The organism is Streptacidiphilus cavernicola (assembly GCF_042510955.1).
In the GTDB taxonomy this organism is placed as follows: Bacteria; Actinomycetota; Actinomycetes; order Streptomycetales; family Streptomycetaceae; genus Streptacidiphilus; species Streptacidiphilus cavernicola.
This window is the reverse complement of the sequence record NZ_JBHFAB010000010.1, coordinates 53988-70741: the sequence shown is the minus strand read 5'-3', so window position 1 is coordinate 70741 and position 16754 is coordinate 53988. Positions and strand designations below refer to the sequence as shown.

Annotated in this window: 13 protein-coding genes; 5 read left to right on the top strand and 8 right to left on the bottom strand. The window is 71.4% G+C overall.

What is annotated here, in order from left to right; genetic code table 11:
• The first annotated feature begins 64 nt into the window (after positions 1–64).
• The 3 genes from ACEZDE_RS15495 to ACEZDE_RS15485 are packed head-to-tail and all read left to right on the top strand — an operon-like array spanning position 65 to position 2594.
• Positions 65–484, top strand: coding sequence for a YciI family protein (locus ACEZDE_RS15495; RefSeq protein WP_380536743.1), 420 nt, complete (start codon positions 65–67; stop codon positions 482–484).
• Positions 484–1800 carry an RNA polymerase sigma factor gene (locus tag ACEZDE_RS15490; protein WP_380536742.1) on the top strand — a complete coding sequence of 439 codons (1317 nt, stop codon included), beginning with the start codon at positions 484–486 and terminating at the stop codon, positions 1798–1800. Before ACEZDE_RS15495 ends, ACEZDE_RS15490 begins: the two co-directional genes overlap by 1 nt.
• A 26-nt stretch (positions 1801–1826) precedes the next feature.
• The gene (locus ACEZDE_RS15485) at positions 1827–2594 is read left to right on the top strand and encodes a class I SAM-dependent methyltransferase (protein ID WP_380536740.1); all 768 of its coding nucleotides are present in this window, start codon (positions 1827–1829) and stop codon (positions 2592–2594) included.
• Between the two features lie 17 nt (positions 2595–2611).
• Here ACEZDE_RS15485 and ACEZDE_RS15480 read toward each other — a convergent pair whose 3' ends face one another.
• The 6 genes from ACEZDE_RS15480 to ACEZDE_RS15455 all read right to left on the bottom strand — a co-directional run bounded on the left by ACEZDE_RS15480 (position 2612) and on the right by ACEZDE_RS15455 (position 11399).
• On the bottom strand, positions 2612–2923 hold the full coding sequence (locus ACEZDE_RS15480; RefSeq protein WP_380536930.1) for an ArsR/SmtB family transcription factor: 312 nt from the start codon (positions 2921–2923) through the stop codon (positions 2612–2614).
• Between the two features lie 41 nt (positions 2924–2964).
• Entirely contained in the window at positions 2965–3336 is a 372-nt protein-coding gene (locus ACEZDE_RS15475) for a hypothetical protein (RefSeq protein ID WP_380536739.1), read from the bottom strand.
• A 102-nt stretch (positions 3337–3438) separates the two neighbouring features.
• Positions 3439–5589 (bottom strand): cellulose binding domain-containing protein, encoded by a 2151-nt coding sequence (locus tag ACEZDE_RS15470; RefSeq protein ID WP_380536738.1) that lies wholly within the window; start codon positions 5587–5589, stop codon positions 3439–3441.
• 125 nt (positions 5590–5714) lie between these two features.
• Entirely contained in the window at positions 5715–8525 is a 2811-nt protein-coding gene (locus ACEZDE_RS15465; protein WP_380536736.1) for a glycoside hydrolase family 48 protein, read from the bottom strand.
• Positions 8526–8709: 184 nt separating this feature from the next.
• Positions 8710–10350 (bottom strand): MFS transporter, encoded by a 1641-nt coding sequence (locus tag ACEZDE_RS15460; protein ID WP_380536735.1) that lies wholly within the window; start codon positions 10348–10350, stop codon positions 8710–8712.
• A 20-nt stretch (positions 10351–10370) separates the two neighbouring features.
• On the bottom strand, positions 10371–11399 hold the full coding sequence (locus ACEZDE_RS15455; protein WP_380536734.1) for a LacI family DNA-binding transcriptional regulator: 1029 nt from the start codon (positions 11397–11399) through the stop codon (positions 10371–10373).
• Between the two features lie 272 nt (positions 11400–11671).
• Between ACEZDE_RS15455 and ACEZDE_RS15450 the strand changes: the two genes are divergently transcribed.
• Complete coding sequence (locus ACEZDE_RS15450; RefSeq protein WP_380536733.1) at positions 11672–12418, top strand: SAM-dependent methyltransferase; 747 nt, start codon at positions 11672–11674, stop codon at positions 12416–12418.
• Positions 12419–12640: 222 nt separating this feature from the next.
• On the opposite strand, the gene ACEZDE_RS15445 is transcribed toward ACEZDE_RS15450, so the two are convergent.
• Positions 12641–13447, bottom strand: a complete 807-nt coding sequence (locus tag ACEZDE_RS15445; protein ID WP_380536732.1) for a COG4705 family protein — start codon at positions 13445–13447, stop codon at positions 12641–12643.
• Between the two features lie 392 nt (positions 13448–13839).
• On the opposite strand from ACEZDE_RS15445, the gene ACEZDE_RS15440 reads away from it, so the two are divergent.
• Entirely contained in the window at positions 13840–15501 is a 1662-nt protein-coding gene (locus ACEZDE_RS15440) for an alkaline phosphatase family protein (RefSeq protein ID WP_380536730.1), read from the top strand.
• A 27-nt stretch (positions 15502–15528) separates the two neighbouring features.
• Here ACEZDE_RS15440 and ACEZDE_RS15435 read toward each other — a convergent pair whose 3' ends face one another.
• The gene (locus ACEZDE_RS15435; RefSeq protein WP_380536729.1) at positions 15529–16734 is read right to left on the bottom strand and encodes a sensor histidine kinase; all 1206 of its coding nucleotides are present in this window, start codon (positions 16732–16734) and stop codon (positions 15529–15531) included.
• Positions 16735–16754: the final 20 nt, after the last annotated feature.

Sequence of the window (16754 nt, the reverse complement as noted above, 5' to 3'; positions counted from 1 at the left end):
CGTTCGACCTTGGTAGTGAGAGGGTCGAACGACGACCCCGGCAGTGATGACGAGGAGAACCACGATGGCGAAGTACATGCTGATCATGCGTGGCACGGACGAGTCCATGGCGAAGATGATGGAGACCCCGTTCGAGCAGATGCTGGAAACGGTCGGACGCTTCAACGAGGAGCTGATCCGGGCCGGAGTGCTGGTCGCCGCCGAGGGTCTGGACGACCCGTCCCAGGGCGTGGTGGTGGACTTCGACGCGGAGACCCCGGTGGTCACCGACGGTCCCTACGGCGAGACCAAGGAGCTGTTCGGCGGCTTCTACCTGATCGACGTCGCCTCCAAGGAGGAGGCGGTCGAGTGGGCCAAGCGGCTCCCCGCGGTCACCGGCTCCAAGTGCGAGATCCGCCGGGTGCCGAGCATCGACGAGTTCCCGCAGGACAACGAGTGGATCACCAAGGAGCGGGCCTGGCGCGAGCAGACCGGCCAGCTCTGATGCCCACCCCCGCTGACGGCCCGCCGAGCAGCGAGTCTGCCCGGCGGGCCGTCGAGGCCGTCTGGCGGATGGAGTCCGCCCGGATCGTCAGCGCGCTGGCCCGCTACACCCGGGACTTCGAACTCGCCGAGGACGTCGCCCAGGAGGCGGTGGCCGAGGCGCTGGTCGCCTGGTCCCGGGACGGCGCCCCGGCCGACCCGGTGGGCTGGCTGCTGGCGACCGCACGGCGGCGGGCCATCGACGGCTTCCGCCGCCGGTCGGCGCTGGACCGCCGCTACGCCGCGCTGGCCGGACAACTCGCCGAGGGCGAGGCCAACGCGGGCGCGGTGGCGCAGCCCGGACGGTCGGACGAGCTGCCGTGGGATCCCGACCGGGTCGACGACGACGTCCTTGCCCTGGTCTTCATCGCCTGCCATCCGGTGCTCTCGCCCGAGTCCCGGGTGGCGCTGACGCTGCGCGCGGTGGCCGGTCTGACCAGCGATCAGATCGCGCGGGCGTTCCTGGTGCCGGTGCCGACGGTCCAGGCCCGGATCACCCGGGCGAAGAAGACCATCGCCGCGGCGGGCGTCCCGTTCGAGCTGCCGCCCGCGGAGGAGCGGGGCGCGCGGCTGGGCGGGGTGCTCAGCGTGCTGTATGTGATCTTCACCGAGGGTTCCACTGCGACGTCGGGCGGCCACCTGCTGCGCCCGGACCTCGCCTACGAGGCGATCCGGCTGGCCCGGACGCTGGCCGCGCTGCAGCCCGCGGAGCCCGAGGTGTTCGGGCTGCTCGCGCTGTGCGAGCTCACCGCCGCGCGCTTCCCGGCCCGGACCGGGCCCGACGGCGAGGCGGTGCTGCTGGAGGACCAGGACCGCCGGCTGTGGGACAGGTCGGCGATCCGTCGCGGCCTGGCCGCGCTCGGCCGCGCCGCGACGGTCGGCCGCGGCCTCGGCCCGTACGGGCTGCAGGCGGCGATCGCCGCCTGCCACGCCTCAGCGCCCTCGGTGCCGGAGACCGACTGGGAGCGGGTGGTGCTGCTCTACGAGGCGCTGGGACGGGTGGCACCATCGCCCGTGGTCGAGCTCAACCGGGCCGTCGCCGTGGCGATGGCGAGCGGCCCGGGGCAGGCACTGGCCATCGTGGACGAGCTGGTCGCCACCGACCGGCTCTCCGGCTCGCACCTGCTCCCCAGCGTGCGCGGCGAACTGCTGTCCCGACTCGGCCGAACCACCGAGGCCCGCACCGAACTGGAGCTGGCCGCCCGGCTCTGCGGCAACGCCCGCGAACGAGCGGTACTGCTGCGCAAGGCAGCGGCGCTGGGGCGACCCGACGGCTGAGCCCCGCCCGTGTCACGATATTCGGCATGTCCACTCGTGCACTGAGCTTCGGAACGATAGCGGAAGCATACGAACGGTTCCGGCCGGGGTATCCGGTGGAACTCTTCGACACGGTGACGGCCTACGCAGGCCGTCCGATTCGGACCGCCCTTGAGATCGGCGCCGGGACGGGCAAGGCGACCCGCTTGTTCGCCCGGCCAGGGACCACGGTCACCGCGACCGAGCCCGACGGATCCATGCTCGCCGAGCTGCGCAAGCAGGTGCCCGCACACGTCAGGACGGTGCGGGCCGCGTTCGAGGACCTGCGACCGGGCGAGCGGTACGGGCTGGTCTATGCGGCAGCGGCACTGCACTGGACCGACCCGGAGGGACGCTGGTCACGCATGGCCGCGCTGCTGGAGCCGGGCGGCGTGTTCGCCTCGTTCGGCGGGCCGGTCCAGCTGGCCGACCCGGCCGTGGCGGAAGCCGTCCGCGCGGCACGGGCGCCGTTCCTGGACAGTGACGACATCCCGTCCCCGGACGGGACGCCCCCGGAGCACGCGATGCAGTGGCCGGGTACGGAGCTGCAACGCTCGGAGTGGTTCACCGATGTCCAACAGTCCGTGGTCGAACGGCGCTTGACGATGAGTGCTGGCGACTACATCGGCCATCTGTCGACCGTCTCGGCCTATCTGGTACTGCCGGCCTCGGCGCGGGAGCAGGTGTTCAGCCAGATCACGCAGGTCCTGCCGGAGACGGTCGAGTTGGCCGCCGACATCACCGTCCATCTCGCGCGCCGGGGCCACGGGCAGTAGCGCGCACCGGCCGGGTGTCAGCCGACCGGGTGTGGGTCCTCACGTTGTGCCTGGCGTAGTTGCTCCAGTACCTCGCCGCGTTCGGCGAGCATCACGGTGAGGATCTGCCGGGCCGCCCGCAGCAGGTCCTTGACGTCGGCTCCGGCCAGCGCGTAGCAGACGCCGGAGCCCTGGCGGGAGGAGACCACGATGCCCGAGCGCCGCAGCACCGCGAGCTGCTGCGACAGATTGGACGGCTCGACGCCGATCTCGTCCAGCAGGTCACGGACCGTCAGCGGCCCGTCCTGCAGCAGTTCCAGGACCCGAATCCGGACCGGGTGGCCGAGCATCCGGAAGAACTCGGCCTTGACCTGGTAGAGCGGGGGCTGGGTCACAAGTCGAGCCCGGCCTCGACCATCTGCAGCTGACGTCGGGCCAGCGCCAGGTTGGCACGCCTGCGGTCCAGCACCAGGTAGAGGAACAGGCCCGCGCCGCTCTGCGCGGTCAGCGGACGGATCACGTGGTACTGACTGGTGAGGGTGGTCAGGATGTCCTCGATGGTGCCCTGCAGACCCAGCATCTCCATCACCCGCAGCTTGGCCCGCACCAGATCGGTGTTTCCGGCCGCGGCGACCCCCAGATCCAACTCCTTGCCGCCGCCCATGACCCCGAGCGCCATCCCGCTGTTCACGTCGACCAGGGCGACGCCGAGCGCGCCCTCGATCATCATTGCTTCCTTCAACGCGATGTCTGTGTTCGCCATGCCAGTGACGGTAGGCGACTGATCCGCTACGGAAGCGGTGAATTGCAGAACTCTGCAATTCACCGCTTCCGTAGGTGTACCTTGCCCCACCCGCCCCGCTTCTCAGTGTGTGGTGCAGGTGGCGTCGGGGAGGGAGGTGGGGGTGGCGCCAGTGCCCAGCAGGCCGAAGGTGGTTGAGCCGCCGGGCGGCAGCGCGCCGTCGTAGGACTCGTTGGCGACCTTGACCGTGGCGCCGGACTGGGTCTCGGTGGCGCTCCAGATCTGGCTGACGGTCTGTGAGCCCGGCCAGGTGAAGACGCTGTTCCAGCCGGTCGTGGTCGTCGGGCCGGTGTTCTTCACGGTGAAGCCGAGCTGGAATCCGCCGCTCCAGGCATTGGTCACCGACCAGGTCAGCTGGCAACCGCCGGTCCCGGTGGCAGTCGCGGTCGCGGTGGGCGTGGGCGTGGGGCTCGCGGTCGCGGTGGCGCTCGGCGTCGGGGTGGGGGTCGGGGTGGGCGTCGGGCTCGCCGTGACCGTCGGAGTCGGGGTCGGGGTCGGGGTCGCCGACGGCGGGGCTCCGGTCGCGTTCGTGAGGACCACGACCGACTCCGCCGGGAGCGTGACCGAGGCGCCGGTCAGGCTGCCGGTGACGATGGACGGGTCGGCCTTGTCGTAGGTGTACTCGGTCTCCGCCGACCCGGTGATCCCCAGGGCGGCGGTGTTCACGGTGTAGCCGCTGCCGGGGTCGGCGTTGACCAGCATCACCGCGTAGGAGCCGTCCGGCAGGTCCGAGTAGTAGCTGTAGATGTTGGGCGTGGACACCGCCAGCGTGCCCACCTTCGCCCCCTTCACCGCGAGCTTCGCTGCCAACGCGTAGCCGTAGTAAGGGGCGTAGGGGGTGTCCACGGCGGGCTCGCCGCCGCTGCCGGAGGAGAACATGCCGAAGTCGGCGGTCGGCGTGCCGTAGTTGTGGACGTCCCACCAGTCCACGCTCTGGGCTCCGTTGGCGAGCCACTCCAGGTTGTTCGCGGCGGCGAACAGCGCGCCGACCGGCTCCTCGTTCCACTCGTTCGCGGTCTGCGAGATGTTGGTCTCGCCGACGATGAAGTCCGCGGTGGGGTCGTGGGCGGCCAGGGCGGTGTGGATCTCGGCCGCCGCGGCGGGGATGTTGTCCACCAACTCCATGATCGACTGGACGCTCTCGGTCGGGGTGCCGTTCACCGGGTACCAGTGCACGTCGGCGCAGTCGATGTCGGCCGAGTCCGCCTGCAGGACGGTGTCGTTCCAGTTCTGCCAGTCCGTGGCGCCGGAGCCGGGCGCGAGGCCGCCGTCCATCGCGTAGTCGTAGCAGATCTTCGCGGCCGGGTCGGCTGCCTTCATCGCCTGCATGTAGGGCAGCGCGTTGCTCGCGTACGAGGCGGCGGTGTGCGGCGCCGCGTGGTTGTCGGTCTCCCAGGAGCCGTACTCCTCGTTGCCGATCTCCCAGAGCGTCGCGCCCTGCCCGGCGGTGGCCTTCGCCTGGGCGACCCAGGCCGCCGCGCTCTGCGGGGTGTCCGAGCCGTAGTTGACCGTGACCAGCTTCTGACCGTTCGTCACCTTGTCGACCTGGCTGGAGAACTGAGCGTAGTCAACCGGCTGGACGGCCCCGGCGACGCTGTTGCTCTGCCAGGCGTACTGGTCCGCCCAGGAGCCGCCGGGGTAGCGGATCAGCCCGATGTTCGCCGCCGAGAGGTCGGTGGCGATGGCCGGGTCGACGAAGTTGCTGTCCCAGGAAGCGGTGTTGACCCCCAGCGGGTCCAGCGGCCCGGAGAGCACCGCCTGCGCGGAACCCTCGCTTGGCCCCGAACAGCTGATCGTGGGAACAGGGTTGGAGCTGCCGTTCCAGGTCCCGTGGAAGCCCCAGGTGGTGCTCGCCCCCGGCGCCAGCGTGGCGTTGTAGCTGCCGGCCGGGGTCGCGGTGACGGTCGAGCCGTTCTGGGTCACGATCGCGCTGTACGGGCTCCCGGCGATGACGGTCTGGCCCGCGCCGTAGGTCCAGCTCGCCGACCAACTGCTGATCGGGTACGAGGCGTTGTCGGTGATGGTGACGGTGGCGCCGAAGTCCGGCGGGCTGTCGGTCGGCGTCTGCCAGCCGATGCTGTAGACGGCGCTGCAGGCGGCCCCGGTGTCGGCCGGCGCGCTGGTCGCGCCCAGCGTGACCACCGCCGCGGCGGACGCCGCGACCAGGGCGAACGCCAGGGCGGGGCTGCCCCAGCGCCTGGAGAGGACGGTCATTGCTCTCGCTCCTCGGGGCTCGATTCCTACCTGGGACTCGATTCCTGACTGACACTCAATTCGCTTATTGACGACGGCCTCCGGGTGCGGGGGTTTGGCCCCGCACCCGGAGGCCGCGAGTCAGGTCAGGGCTCGGTGCCGTAGGCGAGCGTGCCGTTGACGTACACGGTCACCTTGGTCCAGTCGGTGTAGGAGGTGTTGGTGCCGTAGCTGTAGTCGTTGGTCTCGTTGAAGTTGGACCAGTCGGTCTTGTTGAACCGGCACTGGATGTCGCCGGAGGAGGCCCCGGCCGCCAGGCTGCCCGCGCCCGAGGTGAAGCCGACCTCCAGGTAGTGGTCCGCCCCGGTCTTCGCCGTGGTCATCGTCACCACCTTCTCGGTGATGTTGGACGACCCCAACTGCGCGTAGTCGCACCAGGTGCTGAACGTGGACGCGCCGCCGTCGGCGGTGAACCAGTAGCGCAGGGTCACCGTCGCCAGGCTCACCGCGCTGGTCCCGGTGTTGACCAGTTGCAGGCCGGGCTTGATCTGGTTGTCCTGCGGCGACGAGTCGTTGTTCTTGTACTGCACCTTGAGCGTCCCGGTCCCGGTGCCGCCGCCGGAGGAGGCGAGGGTGGTCCCGGACACCGCGCTGGAGGCCGCCGAGAGGTTCCCGGCCGCGTCGGTCGCCTTCACCGTGTAGCTGTACACGGTGGACGCGGTCAGCCCGGTGTCGGTGAACGCGGTGGCGGTCACCACCCCCGCCAGCACCGCGCCCCGGTAGACGTCGTAGCCGGTCACCCCGACGTTGTCGGTCGACGCCGTCCAGGACAGCGACACGCTGCTGCTGGTCGTCGCGGTCACCGTCAGGCCGGTCGGCGCCGACGGCGGGGTGGTGTCGCCGCCGGTGCTGCCGCCCCCGGCGAACAGCTCGCCGTAGACCGCGTAGGCCATGGCGATGTCCGCCTGCGCCCAGAACCGGTGGTAGGTGAAGGACGGCGCGGAGCCGCCGCTCAGATAGGCCTGCACCTTCGGCCAGTCCGGGTCGTTCTTGTACCAGGAGCGGATGGACAGGAAGGTCGCCCCGGGCGCGATCGGGTCGCCGTTGGGCATCTTCCCGGACCAGCCGGACGGCACGTACACGGTGTCGTTGAAGCGGCTGTAGTCGGTCCTGGTCTCCGGGACCGCGATGCCCTTGCTGTCGGCGAAGGTGGCCATCACGTCGAGCAGACTCTTCGCCAACGCGCCTGACGCAGTGTCACCGGACTTGGCGGAGTAGTACATCAGCGTCTTGGCGTAGGCGGCGGCGACGCCGACGTCATTGCTGTAGTCGACGATCGAGACGTGCAGACCGGCGTTGGTGCCCGGGGTGGTCGGGTTCCAGGTGTCCGGCTGGCCGGTCCAGCCGAGCGTGGACGGGATCTTGAAGGTGCTGGCGGTGACCGTGGTGTTCGCCGAGGCCCAGGCGACCCACTTGGACACGATCGCCTTCGCGGTGGTGTCGCCGGTGACGTAGTAGTACTCGGCGACCCGCTCCATCGACCAGGCCTGGAAGCCGAACCAGTTGTTGCTGGGCGGGTCGTGGTAGACCGGCTCCCAGTCGTAGGCCATGCCGTAGAAGGTCGAGGTACCGGCCGGCGGGGTGCCGTACTGGCCCTCCCAGCTGTTGGTGCAGCCGCCGGCGATGGCGCCCTCGGCGGACTGCAGCCAGCGGTAGAACTCCAACTGCCGGTTGAGGCTTCCGCTCCAGTCGCTCTGCGCGGTCGGCGACTGCGGGGTGAGCGCCGCCACGGACGACATCGCCCAGACCGCCAGCGGGTTCTGGTAGCCCTGGTGCGAGGCACCGTCGCCGATCCGCCAGGCCCAGCCGCCGCCCGGCTCCGCGCCGCCCCAGGCGTAGTACCAGGACAGCAGCCGGTGCTCGGAGCCGCGTCCGCTGCCGGCCGCGCAGCCGGTGGCGCTGGTGCAGTTGCCGATCTGCTTGAAGTACTTGTCGAACAGCGAGTACCGCAGGTAGTCGCCCATCTTCGCGGCCTTCGCCACCGAGGCGGCGACCTGCCCCTGCGCGCCCTGGGCCGAGGCCCAGCGATAGGCCCAGTACGCGGCCTGGACCGCACGGGAGTCGGCGTCCGGGGCGTTGGTGTACTTCCACTGCTTGGAGTAGCTGCTGTCCTTGACGAACAGGTCGAGGTAGCCGTTGGGGCCGCCGTACGCGAACAGGTCGGTGGTCGGCTGCGGGATGGTCTCCCAGACCGACTCCTGCGAGCCGCGCTGGTAGCTGTTGATGAAGGAGGGTCCGGCCGCGGTGGGCCCGGCCTCGGCGCCGGTGCCGGGGGTGTTGCCGTAGCCGTACTTGTTGTCGACGTCCATCAGCCAGTGCATGCCGTAGATGTCGGCGGTGCCGTAGGTCGAGGTCAGCTCGGAGGCCAGCGGGTCCTGGCCGACCGGAACCGCGGTGTTCAGCGGGCTGGGGTAGTCGCTCGGGTCCGGCCACTCGGGCGCGTAGGTCGCGGGGGCGGACGGGTTGTACGAGCTGTTGCTCGGCTGGTCGGCGTGCGAGGGGATCAGGTAGTGCTCGGCGGTGGCCCAGGCGTTGTTGAAGGCGGTCCAGTCGCCGGTCACCCGGCCGTAGGTGGCCTCCAGCCACATCCAGAAGCTGAACGCCTCGGAGGTGGTCTGGTGCCCGTAGTCCGGGGCCTCGACGATCAGCGTCTCTACCGAGTGGTAGGGGATTCCGTTCGGACTGAAGTAGCCGTTCGCGGCGCTCTTGATCTTGTTGTACTGGGTCAGGAACTGCTGGGTGTACGCGTCCGTGCTCGCCGCGGCGGCCTTGGCGACGTCGGTGGACGTGGCGGACTTGGCGGCGGCGGCTCTGCTGAGCGTGGGGGTGGCGGCCACTGCCATCAGCGCGCCGCCGACTGCGGTGGCGAACCGTCTCCGGGACAGGGGTTGGGACATATCGGGCCTCCTTGGGGTTGGGAGCGCTCCCATTTTGTGCGATCACTGCGCGCGTACACGTGGCGCCCAAGCCACGTGACACTGGGTCGGACGACTGGGAGCGCTCCCGATACTCAACTGCTTCTGAGGGGGCGTCAATACTCTTGTCCGAGGTCGGTCGAATTAACTCGCCCTCAACTCGCCGTCAACTCACGTCAGTCAGACGGGACATGGCGGCCAGACCGAGGACGGCGAGGCATCCGAGCAGCGCCGGGAAGAGAAAGACGCGAGGCAGCCCGATCGCAGCCGACCCGATGCCTCCGGCGGCCCCGCCCAGCGCGGAGGCCAGCGCGGACGAGCTGAGGAACACCGCGGACGCGGTGGCCACGGCGGTGGGGAGCAGCCGCTGCGCCACGATGATCCCGAGTGCGGCGAAGACCCCCCACACGCCGCCCATCAGGATCTGACCGGCGAACAGTCCGGCGGCGGTGCCGGTGGTGGCGAAGCAGACGTTGGCGGCGACGCCGAACCCCGCACCGACGACCATCAGCCGCATCATCCCGGTCCTGCGGGCCACGATCACGGCCAGCGGCATCAGGATGATCTCGACCAGCGGCTGTATGCCGATGATCGCGCCGCTGAGGCCTGCGGGGAAGCCGAGTTGGCGGTTCATGTAGAGGGGGAGGTAGGCGTACTTGATCGGCTCCCCGGCGTAGACGAGGACGTAGAGCGCGGTGAAGGAGAGCAGCGGCAGCATCGTCCGCTGCGCGGGGGGCGCGGGCGGCGCGGGCGGCGCGGGCGGCGCGGGCGGCGCGGGCGGCGCGGGCGGCGCGGGCGGCGCGGGCGGCGCGGGGCGCGCCGGGGGTGTGGGGTGCGGCGGGGGTGCGGGGCGCGCCGGGGGTGCGGGGCGGGGCGTGGGTGCGGGGCGCGGCGCGGGTGCGGGGCGCGGCGCGGGTGCGGGGTGCGGCGCGGGTTGCGCGGGGCCCGGCGCGAGGGGTTCAGGCTGCGGCGCGGGCTGCGCGAGTGATCCGGATCGCGCGGGCGAGGCGGGCTGCGTGGGCTGCTCCGGCGTCTCCTCGGCCGAGGGCGTGGCCGTGGCCGTAGGCGTGGGCGTTGGCGTGGCCGTAGGCGTAGGCGTGGCCGAGGCCGTAGGCGTGGCCGAGGGCGTGGGCGTGGCCGAGGGCGTTGGCGTGGGCGTTGGCGTGGCCTTGGCCGTGGGCGTGGCCGTAGGCGTGGCCGTGGCCGTGGGCGTGGACACGGCTGCCGTGGCCGGGGGGCGGAGGGTGCCCAGTGGGAGCAGCTGCGCCAACGTGCATCCCGCTGTGGCCAGCAGCATCGTGCGCAGCGAGGTCTCCGCGGCCAGGAACGATCCGGCGGCCGGGCCGATCACCCAGCCGCCGGTCAGGGCCATCCGGACCACAGCGACGACTCCGTCACCTCCCTCGCCGGGGTGCGCGGCCGTCTCGTCGTGGATCGCGGCGAACAGCTGCGAGGTGGCGGCGCCGGCGAAGCCGAGTACCACGGCGCTGATCACGTACGGCATCCACAGTCGCGTCGACAGTCCGATCGCCGCCCAACCGAGGAACCCGGCGACCGCGCAGACCCGGAACAGGCCGAGCCGTCCGCCGACCCGGTCCGACCGTGACCCGACCAGGTAGCCCGCCACCGGCGCGGTCAGGCTGGTGAGATAGAAGAGTCCAGCCGCGGTGAGCGAGCCGCCGAGGTCGTTCACCAGGAACGAGGCGATCTGCGGAGCCGCCGCCGACGCCCCGAGACCGGACAGGAACAGGGCCACGGTGGCGCCCCGGTACAGCGGGGACGCGAGGACGAACCGGAGCGCCGACATGCTTTTTCCCTGACCGCCGTTCAGTTCTGAGTGGTCTGAGTGGTCTGAGTGGTCTGGCGGGTGACCAGCTCGACCGGGAAGCGCTGCCGGTGGCCGGAGGCCGGGGTGCCGTCCAGGAGGAGCCGGGTCGCGGTCGCGGCCATCTCCTCGACCGGCAGCCGCATCGTGGTCAGCGGCGGATTGCTGCACACGGCGGCGATGCTGTCGTCGAAGCCGATGATGCTGACGTCCTCGGGCACCCGTCGGCCGGTGGCGGTGACGGCCTGGACGGCTCCGGCCGCCATCAGGTCGCAGGCGACGAACATCGCATCGAGGGCGGGGTCCTGTTCGAGCAGGCGCAGCGCGGCGGCGTGACCGCCCTCGCGGTAGAAGTCGCCGTCGGCGGTCAGCCCGGCCAACGCGGTCAGGCCCAGGTCGTCGAGGGCGCGCAGGCAGCCGGTGCGCCGGTCGATCGCGCAGGGGTTGCCGGCGGGCCCGTGGACGGCGGCGATCCGACGGCGGCCGAGCCGGTGGAGTTCGGCGACCGCGGCGTACGCGCCGCCGACGTTGTCGGCCTCCATGCCCGGCACGGAGCCGGCCGTGGGCACCATCGACACCACCCGGCGGCAGCGCCGGTGGAACCGGGTGGCCAACTCCGGGGTGGCGTCGGCGAGCACCGCTCCGAGCGTCGCCTGCGCCGCGATCTCCCCGATCGCGTCGGCGGCGGTCCCGTGCGGCACCACGTGCAGGCGCAGTTGCGCGTCGACGCCTTCGAGCACGGGCATGATGCCGGCCAGAACCCGGCTGAAGTACGGGTGGGTACCGAGCCATCCGACGTCGGGGCCGTTGGTCACCGCGATGACGTCGACGGCACGCTGCCGACCGGAGGCCAGGGCTCGGGCGGCCGAGTTGGGCTGGTACCCCAGCTCGGCAACGGCGGCGTGGACCCGTTCGCGCAGCGGCCCGGACGCGCCCGGGGCGTTGTTGATCACCCGGGAGGCCGTCGCCCGGGACACCCCGGCCGCACGCGCGACGTCATAGATCGTGGGCCTGAGCCCGGTCGTCGGCATCTGCACTTCCCCACCACCATGCGGTTCGCGTCGTCGTCGGAGCAGTCCGGACCCTAGGCCCGAGAGCGCTCTCAGGGTAAGCCGCGAAAACTGTTGGACATGGCGGGTCCAGCCGTCCTAGCGTCGCGGGGACCGCTCCGGTCACTCCCCCGATGTCCTCCCCGATCTCCCCGATGAGGTGCTTCTGATGACGGTCCAGGCAAGCGCGGCCGACCACGGCCGGCCGCCCGCCACCGCTGCCATGACCCCGTCGACTCGGAGGAACCCCAGAAGTGGACCTTCCACGTAAGTTCACCATCCGCGAGAGCGGCCACCGCATCCACAACCCGATCACTGCCGAGAAGCTGGCCGTGCTCGGCCGGGCCCTCGGCCTGGCTCCCGGCACCCGGGCGCTCGACCTCGCCAGCGGATCCGGCGAAATGCTGTGCACCTGGGCACGCGACCACCTGATCACCGGGACCGGAGTGGACATCAGCACGGTCTTCACCGAGCAGGCCCGCGCCCGCGCCGTCGAACTGGGCGTCACCGGGCAGGTCGAGTTCGTCCACGGCGACGCGGTCGGCCATGTCTCGGCGGAGCCGGTCGACCTGGCCGCGTGCGTCGGCGCGACCTGGATCGGCGACGGCGTGCCCGGCACGGTCGGGCTGTTGCGGCGCAGCCTCCGTCCCGGCGGCCTGATGCTGATCGGCGAGCCGTACTGGCGCAAGGAGCCGCCGGACCAGGAAGCGGTCGAGGGCAGCCACGCCCACCACAGGGACGACTTCCTGCCGCTGCCGGAGCTGATCGAGCAGTTCGCGGCACTGGGGCTGGACGTGGTGGAGATGGTACTCGCCGACCAGGACAGCTTCGACCGCTACCGGGCGGCGCAGTGGCTCACCACCCGGCGCTGGCTGGACCGCAACCCGGACGACGCGATGGCCCCGGCGATGCGGGCCGAACTCACCGCGGAGCCGGCCCGGTACGTCCGCTACCAGCGGGAGTACCTCGGCTGGGGGATCTTCGCGCTGATGGACCGCTGAGGCCCCCCGGCGGGGCGGGTGCCCGGAGGCAGGGCCCCCGCCCCGCCGGATGTTCGTCCCGGGAGGATGTCCGTCCCGGGAGGATGTCCGTCCCGGGAGGATGTCCGTCCCGGGAGGATGTCCCTTCCTGACGGGTGTCCGTCCCGGGAGGGGCCTCTCCCTGGACGGGGGCTCCTCTCGGGAGGGGGTGGGACCGCACCCGCGCCCCGCGCTGAGGCCGCGTCAGTCCGCGACCGCGGTGTCCGCCGTCGCCACGTCCTTGCGGGAGAGCGCCAGGTAGACCACGAAGCCGAGGATGACCACCGCCCAGGCGATGCTCACCGGCCCCGCCCCCCAGGCGAGCCCGCCGCGGACCCGGGTGACCGCCATCCAGTCGGCGAAGGACGCGCCCAGCGGGCGGGTGATGATGTAGGCGAACCAGAACGCGGTGATCGGGTTGAGCCCGAACCGCCAGTGCGCGACGGCCGGCACCGCGATCAGGACCGCGAAGACCACGCCCGAAGTGAAGTAGCCCAGGTGCAGGCTGGTCGCGGTCCAGTCCCCGGCCGCGGTGCCGAGCGCGAAGGTGGTCACCACGGTGGCCCAGTAGAAGGCCTCCCGGCGCTTGGTGTGGATGCTGTGGATCGACAGCGTGCCCTCGACCTTGTACCAGGCCACCAGCACCGCGGCGAGCACGACGGTGAAGAAGCAGGTGGACACCACATAGGGGATGCCGATGGCGACGTGCAGCACGTCGGCGGCCATGGTGCCGAACACGCTGACCATCACCACCGTGGTCCAGTAGACCCACGCGGTGTAGCGGCGGGCCGAGAACTGCAGCGTCAGCGCCGCTGCGAAGGCGAGGAAGCCCAGCGCCACCGCGATCACCTGCGGCAGGGTCTGCGCGAGGTAGTCCGACGTGGTCTCGCCCATGCCGGTGGTGAGGACCTTGGTGATCCAGAAGTAGAGGGTGACCTCGGGGACCTTGCTCAGCGCGTGCCGCGCCGGGGCGGCATGCCGGGGCGCGCGGAGCTGACCGGTGGTCGGCATGGCGGAAATGGTGCGTACCTCATTCGTCAGGACGGCGTCAGGACGGCCAGCGGGAGATGTACCACAGCAGTACGGCCTGGGCGGCGAACAGCAGGGCCTCTCGGCCGTCGACTCCGCGCGGCCATCGTCGGCGGCGCTTGCTCGACATGGCCCTGCTCCGGTCCTCGTACTGGCTGGTGACCGCACAAGCCTGTCCCATCGCACCTAACACTGAGGTAACACGCCCAACTTGTCAGCGCCCAGGTGTCGCAAGGACCGCGCGGACACGAACGATCGGTGAACTGTGGCCCCGGGCCCTGCCGTCGGCGCGGCGGACGGGTCAGGATCACGGCCGGGACCGGTCCACCCGCGAGATTCCACCCGCATTCCACCCGCGACATGTTGGAGTACCTGTGAAGCGTCACCACCTTCGGCTCGCCGCCGTGCTCAGCGCCACCGGACTGCTCGGCGGGGCCGCGCTCAGCCAGGCCAGCGCCACCCCGGCACACGTCTCGTCCCCCGGTCGCGGCGCCGCCGCCAAGCACGTCCTGCTGATCTCGGTGGACGGGCTGCACCAGTCCGACCTGGCCTGGTACGTGGCCCAGCACCCGGCGTCGGCACTGGCCCGGCTGGTGAAGGGCGGCGTGAGCTACACCCACGCGCAGACCACCACCCCGTCGGACAGCTTCCCCGGGATGGTCGCCCAGCTCACCGGCGGCGGGCCGGGCACCACCGGGATCTACTACGACGACACCTACAACGCCGCGCTGCTCCCGGCCGGGACCACGAACTGCAAGGGCGTCAAGCCCGGGGTGGAGGTGGACCTCACCGAGGACCTCGACCGCGACAAGACCTCGATCGACGCCGGGCAGGGCCTGGCCGGGCTGCCCGGCAGCATCCTCTCGATGACCGGCGACCCGACCAAGCTGATCGACCCGGCCAAGCTGCCGGTGGACCCGAAGACCTGCAAGCCGGTCTACCCGCACTCCTACCTGCAGGTGAACACCGTCTTCGAGGTGGCCAGGCAGGCCGGGCTGCGGACCGCCTGGTCCGACAAGCACGCCGCCTACGAGATCCTGAACGGCCCGTCAGGGACCGGGATCCAGGACCTGTTCACCCCGGAGATCAACTCGGACGCCCTGGGCTACCCGGCCGGCAACGACTGGACCACCGACAACAAGGCGACCCAGCAGTACGACGGCTACAAGGTGCAGGCCGTGCTCAACGAGATCGACGGCTACGACCACTCCCGCACTCACAAGGTCGGCACCCCGGCGATCTTCGGCCTCAACTTCCAGTCGGTCTCCACCGCGCAGAAGCTGCCCAGCTCCGAGGGCCTGACCGGCGGCTACGTCGCCAAGAACGTCCCCGGACCGCTGCTGCGGAAGAACCTCGACTTCGTGAACACCGAGATCGGCGCGCTCACCGCGGAGATCCGCAGGCAGCACCTCCAGGACAGCACCACGGTGATCCTCTCGGCCAAGCACGGCCAGTCCCCCACCGACCCCTCCGCGCTGACCCGGGTCGACGACGGCCCGCTGCTCGACGGACTGGACGCCGCCTGGAAGAAGCTGCACCCGTCCGCCCCCGACCTGGTGGTGCACGCGGTGGACGACGACGCCATGCTGCTGTGGCTGTCCGACCGCTCCAAGACGGCCACCGACTTCGCCAAGAAGTACCTGCTGGCGCAGAGCGGAACCGGCACCGACATCAACAAGAACTCCAAGCCCTTCACCCACGGCGGCCTGAGCAAGGTCTACGCGGGCGCCGACGCCGCGCACTTCTTCGGCGTCAAGCCCGGCGACGCCCGGGTCCCCGATGTCTACGGGGTGGCCCAGTACGGCGTGGTCTACACCGGCGGCACCGGAAAGGTCGCCGAGCACGGCGGCGCGCACGCGGACGACCTGGACGTCCCGCTGGTCGTCTCCGGCCCCGGCACCCCGGACCAGGTCACCGACGCTGCGGCGGTCCACACCACGCAGATCGCGCCGACCATTCTGGCCCTGCTCGGCCTGAACCCGGAGAAGCTCCAGGCCGTCCGCGAGGAGGGCACCGCCGTCCTGCCGGTGCGGTAGCGGCTTCGTTCGCCGACCCGCTGCGTGCTACCGGCCCTGCAGGCGCAGGGTGACGGTCAGTCCGCCGCCGGGGCGGGACACCGCCTCGGCCCGGCCGCCGTGGGCGCGGGCGACGGCGCGGACGATGGACAGGCCCAGGCCGGTTCCGTCGCCCGCGCCGTCGCTGCGCCGGGTGTCCCGGCCGCGGTGGAACGGCTCGAACAGCTCGGCCACGCTGTCGGCCGGGATCTCGGGACCGTCGTTGGAGACGGTCAGCTCCACCCAGTCACCACCGCCGTTCCCGCCGGGGCCGCTCCCGCCGCTCCCACCGCTCCCACCGCTCTCACCGTCGGTGGCGGTGTCGGCGCCGTACGCGGTGACGACCCGCAGCAGGCCGCCGTCCCGGTTGTAGGTGACCGCGTTCTCCAGCAGGTTGGCCACCGCGCTGCCCAGCAAGGTCAGGTTTCCGCGGACCGGAGTGGGAGCCAGCTCGACCTCCAGCCGCAGGTCCCGTTCCCGGCAGCGGACCGCGATCCGGTCCAGGGCCTCGGCGGCGAGGTCGGCCAGGTCGTCGTCCTGCGGGTCGGTGACGCCCTGTTCCGAGCGGGCCAGTGTGAGCAGCGCGTCGATCAGGCGCTGCGCCCGCCCGGTGGACTCGGCCACGTCCGCGGCCATGGTCCGCCACTGCGCCTCGGTCGCGGTCGGCTTGGCCAGGGTGACCTCGACGGCGGTCCGGGTGAGAGCCAGCGGTGTGCGCAGTTCGTGGCTGGCGTTGGCGACGAAGCGGCGCTGGGTGGCGAAGGAGGCGTCCAGGCGTTCCAGCATCCGGTCGAAGGTGTCGCCGAGTTCCTTCAGCTCGTCCGGCGGCCCCGGCAGGTCGAGGCGCTCGTGCAGGTTGGTGTCGTTGGCGCGGCGGGCGGCGGCGGTGATCGCCGCGATCGGACGCAGCATTCGCCCGGCCACCCACCAGCCGACCAGCGCGGAGACGGCGACCACCAGCAGCAGCAGGACCATGGCGATCCGCAGCAGGTGGGAGGCGGCGGCGTCGCGGATCTGGTCGGAGAGCCCGATGAAGTGGTCATGGTCCGGATCCAGCACGCTGGGGATGGCGTTGTCCGGCAGCGGTTGGAAGATCAACCGGTAGAAGGCGGTGGTCAGCGCGAGCACCAGGGCGCCCCCGCCGAGGGTGAACAGCCCGGCGTAGGTGAGGGTCAGCCGGGCACGGATGGTCAGCGCGGGCGCTCGCATTCGCATCTCCGCATCCTCCCCCGAGC